The sequence below is a fragment of the Chromobacterium fluminis genome, assembly GCF_011602385.1.
Lineage (GTDB): Bacteria > Pseudomonadota > Gammaproteobacteria > Burkholderiales > Chromobacteriaceae > Chromobacterium > Chromobacterium fluminis.
On the sequence record NZ_JAAOMA010000099.1, the window covers coordinates 1 to 6083 of the forward strand.

Consider the following 6083-nt stretch of genomic DNA (forward strand, 5'->3'; position numbering starts at 1 on the left):
CTTGAGCTGCTCGTAATACTGCGCGCGCGCCTTGTCCAGCGCCGGGTCCTTGGGGGTGCCCAACGGGTCGCGCCGGCCGGCCGGGTCTAGGCCCAGGACCAGTTGTTCGACGATTTCGAGTTCTCTCATAGGGATGCCCGGAGCCGGTCTCGCATTGCTTGCGGGGCGGGTGCCGCCGTGGATAGGTTATGTTATCGCCGCGTCCGGGTTATATGCAAATTGAGTTTGCGGCGCGCGGCCCGGGGCCGGGCCGGCGCGCGCTTTAAGCTTCAATTTCTATCAGGGTGGGGTTGGCGGCGGCGGCGGCCTGTTCCAGCGCCTGGCGCAGCAGCGGTTCGGGGGTGCCCAGCGCCAGGGTTTCGGCGCGCCAGCCGTAGGCGCGGGCCAGCGCCGGGAAGTCCGGGGTGTAGAGGTCCACGCCCAGCGGTTCCATATGGGCGGCGCGCATCGCGCTTTTGATTTCGCCGTAGCCGCGGTTGTTGAGCAGCAGCACGATCAGGCGGGCGCGGGTTTCCATTGCAGTGCCCATTTCCGCCAGGGTGAACTGGAAGCCGCCGTCGCCGGCCAGGCACAGCACCGGCCGGTCCGGTTCGGCCAGCGCGGCGCCGATGGCGGCGGGCAGGCCGTAACCCAGCGCGCCGAAGCCCACGGAGGCGTTGAACCAGCTGTTGCCGCGCGGCGCGCAAAAGCCCAGGTTGCCGGCGTAGACCAGGCGGGTGGAGTCTCCCACCCAGCGTGCTTGCGGCAGGATGTCGCGCACGCGGTGCAGCCAGGCCAGGTCGGCGGCGTGTTCCGGTTCCATTTCGGCGGCGGCCAGGCGGCGGGCGGCGTCGGCGCGTTCCTCGCCCTGGCGGGCGGCGTCGGTCAGTTGCAGCGTCAGCAGTTGCAGGGTTTCTTTGGCGTCGCCCAATAGCGGCAGGTCGGCGCCGCGGCCGCGGCAGAGTTGTTCCGGGTCGATGTCGACGCGGATCAGCGCGCCGGGGAGGCGGAAGCCGCCGTCCACGTACATGTCGAAGTCGGTGGGCCCCAGTTCGCAGCCCACGGCCAGCACCACGTCGCTGGCGGCGATCAGGCGGCGCGCGGCCGGCAGCGAGGGGCTGCAGGACAGGGCCAGCGGGTGGCCGTCCGGCAGCGCGCCGCGCGCGTTGATGGTCATCAGGGCCGGCGCGTCCAGCATTTCCGCCAGCCGGGTCAGTTGCGGCGCGGCCTGGCGCGCGCCGCCGCCTATCAGCAGCAGCGGCCGTTCCGCGTTGGACAGCAGGCGGGCGGCGCGGTCGATGGCGGCGGGGGCGGCCGGCCCGCGCAGCAGCCGCATCGCCGGCGCTTGTGGTGGCGGCAGGCCGTCGGCGGGTGCGGCCATCAGGTCCAGCGGGATTTCGATGTGCACCGGGCGCGGGCGGCCGCCGTCGAACACGGCGAAGGCGCGCGCCAGCACTTGCGGCAGTTCCGCCGCCGCGGTCAGGGTGTGGCTGAAGGCGGCGATCTGGCTGGCCAGCGCGTGCTGGTCCGGCAGTTCGTGCAGGTGGCCGTCGCCGGAGCCCAGCTTGCCGCGCGCGTTGACGCCGGAGATCACCAGCAGCGGGATGGAGTCGGCGTAGGCCTGGCCCATGGCGGTGGCGATATTGGTGAGGCCGGGGCCGGTGATGACGAAGCAGACGCCGGGTTTGCCGCTGACGCGGGCGTAGCCGTCTGCCATGAAGCCCAGGCTTTGTTCGTGGCGGGCGGCGATGTGGCGGATGCCGCTGCCGGCCAGGCCGCGGTAGAGCTCGATGGTGTGGACGCCGGGAATGCCGAACACGGTGTCGACGCCGTAAGCCGCCAGCCAGGCGGTGAGGTAGCTGCCCAGGGTGGCGCTCATGCGGATTCCTTTTGTCTTGGCGCGGCGGCGCGCAGTTGGCCGGCGAAGCGGGCGATGCGGCGGCAGGCTTCGGCCAGGCGTTCGTCGTCCACCACCAGGCCCAGGCGGATGAAGCCGGCGGCGGTGGGGCCGAAGGCGGCGGCGTCCAGCACGGAGACGCCGGTGGCTTCAAACAGTTTCCAGGCGAAATCCCCGGCTTCCAGGCCGCAGCCGCGCACGTCCAGCAGCAGGAACATGCCGGCTTCCGGCAGCGGGCATTGCAGGCCGTCCACGCCGCTGAGCAGGCTGTGGGCCAGGTCGCGCCGCCGCTGGTACAGCGCGCGGACGGGTTCGACGAAGGCGTCGTAGTCTTGCAGCGCCAGCAGCGCGGCTTGCTGGATGAAGCCGGGGATGCCGTAGAGCATGCACAGGGCCAGCGTGCCCATGTGCTGGATCAGCGGGCGCGGGCCGGCGGCCCAGCCCAGCCGCCAGCCGGCCATGGCGTGGGATTTGGACAGGCTGCCCAGGGTGAGCGTGCGTTCCGCCATGCCGGGCAGGGCGGCGATGCTGTGGTGCGGGGCTTCGAAACTGAGGCCGGCGTAGACTTCGTCGGCCACCACCCATAGGTCGTGGCGGCGGGCCAGCGCGGCCACCGCGGCCAGTTCGTCCGGGCGCAGCACCGCGCCGGTGGGGTTGCAGGGGGTGGCGAGGAAGATCGCGCGGCTGCGCGGGGTGACGGCGGCTTCCAGCGCGGCCAGGTCCAGGTGGAAGCCGTCCGCGGGTTTGACCGGCACCGGCACCAGCGCGGCGCCGCTGGCGCGGATGCTGGCTTCGTAGGTCAGGTACATCGGTTCCGGCACCAGCACTTCGTCGCCGGCCTGGCACAGGCAGAGCGCGGCGGAGAACAGGCCGTTTTGCGCGCCGGCCACCACGATGACGTTGTCGGCGTCCATCTCCAGGCCGGTGGCGGCGGCGTGGCGGCGGGCGATGGCGGCGCGCAGGTCGGCGCGGCCGTCCACCGGGCTGTAGTGGGTGTCGCCGTCGCGCAGCGCGGCCACGGCGCGTTCGATGATGGGGGCCGGGGTGGCGAACTCCGGATCGCCCACGCTGAGGATGATCACGTCCTCGCCGCGGGCGGCGGCTTGCTGCGCCGCAAAGTGGATGTTCCAGGCATCGACGCGTTCGCCGGCGATGCGTTCGACCAGGGGGGAAAAGCGCATGGGGGTCTCCGTAATAATGGTGTCGGGCTATGTCAGAAGGCGGTGCGGACCGGCAGTCTCTTTTCCAGCCTTAGGAAAACGCGTTCTATCAGCCAGGCCAGCGCGAAATAAATCAGCGCCACGGTCAGCAGCGGTTCGTAGGTGCGCAGGGTTTGCGCGCGCACCAGGTTGGCCGCGCCCAGCACGTCCATCACCGCCACGGTGGAGGCTAGCGCGGTGGATTTGAGCAGCAGCACGGTTTCCCCTGCCAGCGAGGGCAGCAGGATCAGCAGCGCGCGCGGCAGCCAGATGCGCCGCGCCGTGGTCAGCCGCGACATGCCCAGCGCGCGGGCGGCTTCCAGTTCGCCCTTGGGCACGGCGGCCAGGCCGCCGCGCACCACTTCGCCCACATAGCCGGCCACGCTCAGCGCCAACGCCAGGGCCACGTACCAGAAGCCTTCGCGCAGGAAAGGCCACAGCGGGCTGTCGCGCAGCGCCGGAAAGCCGGCGAACAGGCTGCCCAGGCCGTAATAGAGCACGTAGATCTGCACCAGCAGCGGGGTGCCGCGGATCAGGTTGGTGAAGGACAGGCTGAGCCAGGCGAGGAAGGGCTGGCGGGACAGCCGGGCAAAGCCCACCGCCACCGCCAGCGCGAAGCCCAGACCGCCGGAGAGCAGCAGCAGTTGCACGGTGACGGCGACGCCGCGCCAGAGCATGGGGCCGTAGTCTTGCAGCCATTGGAAGTTCATGCGGGTCTCCCGTTCACAGCGCCGGTTGCCAGCGGCGGAAGCGGCGTTCAATCAGGCTGAAGCCGGCGTTGGACAGCAGGGTCATCAAGAGGTAGATGGCGGCCACGGTCAGGTAGAACAGCAGGTATTGGCGGGTGGAGCCGGCGGCCTGCTTGGTGGTGAACAGCAGTTCGCTGTAGCCCACCACGCTGATCAGCGCGCTGTCCTTGATCAGCACCAGCCACAGGTTGGCCAGGCCGGCCAGCGCGTAGGGCATCATCTCCGGCAGGATCACGCGGCGGGCGGTCAGCCAGCGGCCGCAGCCGAAGGCGCGCGCGGCCTCGATGTGGCCGTGCGGTATCGCCTGCACCGCGCCGCGCATGATTTCCGCCGCGTAAGCCCCTTGCACAATGCCCAGCACCACGATGGCGGCGGCGAAGCCGTTCACCTCCACCTGCGGCTGGCCCAGCAGCGCCGCCAGCGCGTTGATGGCGTCGCCGCCGGCGTAGTAGAGCAGCAGGATGAGCAGCAGCTCCGGCAGCGCGCGGCACACGCTGGTGTAGGCGTTGGCCAGCCGTTTGAGCAGCGGGTGGCCGCCCAGTTTGACCAGCGCGGTGGCCAGGCCTATGACCAGGCCCAGCGCGAAAGCGCCCAGCGAGATTTCCAGCGTGACCACGGCGCCTTGCAGCAGGGCGGGGCCCCAGTCGCGGACTACGGCGTCGTAGGCTTGTTGCAGTGAATCCAGCATATAGGCTCTCCCTGGGGCGGCTCAGGCGGGCGGGTCGCTCTCACTTGGCGTCCGGCGAGATGTTGACCTTGAAGTATTTCTTCTGGATGGCGTCGAAGCTGCCGTCGGCGCGCAGTTGCAGGATGGCCTGGTCGAACTGCCGTTTGAGCGCGACGTCGGCTTTGCGCAGGCCGGCGCCGATGCCGGGGCCGAACAGCGGGTCCTTGGGCGCCAGGCCTTTGGATTCCAGCCCGGCGCCGTCCTTGCCGGCGAGGAAGTCGTTGGCGCCCAGCGCGTCCAGCAGCATCAGGTCCACGCGGCCGGCGACGAGGTCGGCGTTCAGTTCGTCCTGGGTGTTGTAGTAACGGATGACGGAGCCGGCGCCGTAGTATTTCTTCAGGAAGTTGGCGTTGGTGGTGGCGGATTGCACGCCCAGGGTCTTGCCCTTCAGGCCGGCCGGGCTGAGGACGGCTTTCTGGCCCTTGGGGCCGACAAACTCGGCGGCGGTGTAGTAGTAGGGCAGGCTGAAGGCGATGACTTTTTCCCGCTCCGGGGTAATGGACATGGAGTTGAAGATCACGTCTATCTTCTTGCTGTTGAGCGCGGGGATGATGCCGTCCCAGGATACTTCGGCGATCTGACAGCTTTGCTTGAGGCGCTGGCATAGCTTGTGCACCAGCTCCACTTCAAAGCCGCTCCATTGGCCGTTGCTCTGCTTGATGGTGAACGGCGGGTAGGGCTCGGCGGCGATGCCGATGCGCAGCGGGTTGGCCGCCGCGGCGGCACAGTACAGGACGGCGAAGGCGGCGATGAGGGCGCGGAATCGATTCATGGGGTTTCTCCCTGGGGTGTCAGGCGTTGACAAACTGGCGGCAGCGTTCGCTGCGCGGCGCGGCGAAAACCTGTTCCGGCGGGCCGGCTTCCTCGATGCGGCCCTGATGCAGAAACAGCACTTTGCTGGACACTTCGCGGGCGAAGGCCATTTCATGGGTGACCAACAACATGGTGCAGCCTTCATCGGCCAGCTGGCGTATCACCCGCAGCACTTCGCCCACCCGCTCCGGGTCCAGCGCGGAGGTGGGTTCGTCGAACAGCATCACCGCCGGCCGGGTGGCCAGCGCGCGGGCAATGGCCACCCGCTGTTGCTGGCCGCCGGACAAAAAGGCCGGATAGGCCTGGCGCTTGTCCGCCATGCCCACTTTTTCCAGCAGCGCCTCAGCCAGCGCCACTGCTTCGGCGCGCGGCTGGCGCAGGACGCGCACCGGCACCTCGATCAGGTTTTCCAGCACCGTCATGTGCGGCCACAGATTGAAGTTCTGAAACACCATGCCCAGCCGCGAGCGCAGCCGGTCCACCTGGCGCGGATTGGCCGGCGTGCGCCGGCCGCGTTTGTCGGTGCGCAGGGCGATCTCCTCGCCGGCGATCAGCACCCGGCCGTCGTCCGGGACTTCCAGCAGATTGAGACAGCGCAGCAAGGTGCTCTTGCCGGAGCCGCTGGCGCCGATCAGCGAGACCACTTCGCCGGCGGAGGCGGCGAAGGAGACGCCGTCCAGCACGACTTGGCTGTCAAAGCGCTTGCGCAGATTTTCCAC

General features: G+C 69.5%; 6 protein-coding genes. All 6 read right to left on the reverse strand.

The window, feature by feature from the left end:
- Positions 1–262: 262 nt before the first annotated feature.
- On the reverse strand, positions 263–1858 hold the full coding sequence (locus HA052_RS26850) for a 5-guanidino-2-oxopentanoate decarboxylase (RefSeq protein ID WP_166454402.1): 1596 nt from the start codon (positions 1856–1858) through the stop codon (positions 263–265).
- A complete protein-coding gene (locus HA052_RS26855) occupies positions 1855–3057 on the reverse strand; it encodes a pyridoxal phosphate-dependent aminotransferase (protein WP_166454403.1) in 1203 nt (400 codons plus the stop codon). The genes HA052_RS26850 and HA052_RS26855 overlap by 4 nt, the downstream gene beginning before the upstream one ends.
- Positions 3058–3089: 32 nt before the next feature.
- Positions 3090–3785, reverse strand: a complete 696-nt coding sequence (locus HA052_RS26860; RefSeq protein ID WP_166454404.1) for an ABC transporter permease — start codon at positions 3783–3785, stop codon at positions 3090–3092.
- A 13-nt stretch (positions 3786–3798) separates the two neighbouring features.
- Entirely contained in the window at positions 3799–4512 is a 714-nt protein-coding gene (locus tag HA052_RS26865) for an ABC transporter permease (protein WP_081551187.1), read from the reverse strand.
- Positions 4513–4552: 40 nt separating this feature from the next.
- Positions 4553–5323: a transporter substrate-binding domain-containing protein gene (locus tag HA052_RS26870; RefSeq protein WP_166454405.1), complete on the reverse strand. Its 771-nt coding sequence runs from the start codon at positions 5321–5323 to the stop codon at positions 4553–4555.
- A 19-nt stretch (positions 5324–5342) separates the two neighbouring features.
- Positions 5343–6083 (reverse strand): ABC transporter ATP-binding protein (locus tag HA052_RS26875; RefSeq protein WP_240937597.1); only part of this gene is annotated, 741 nt, incomplete at its 5' end.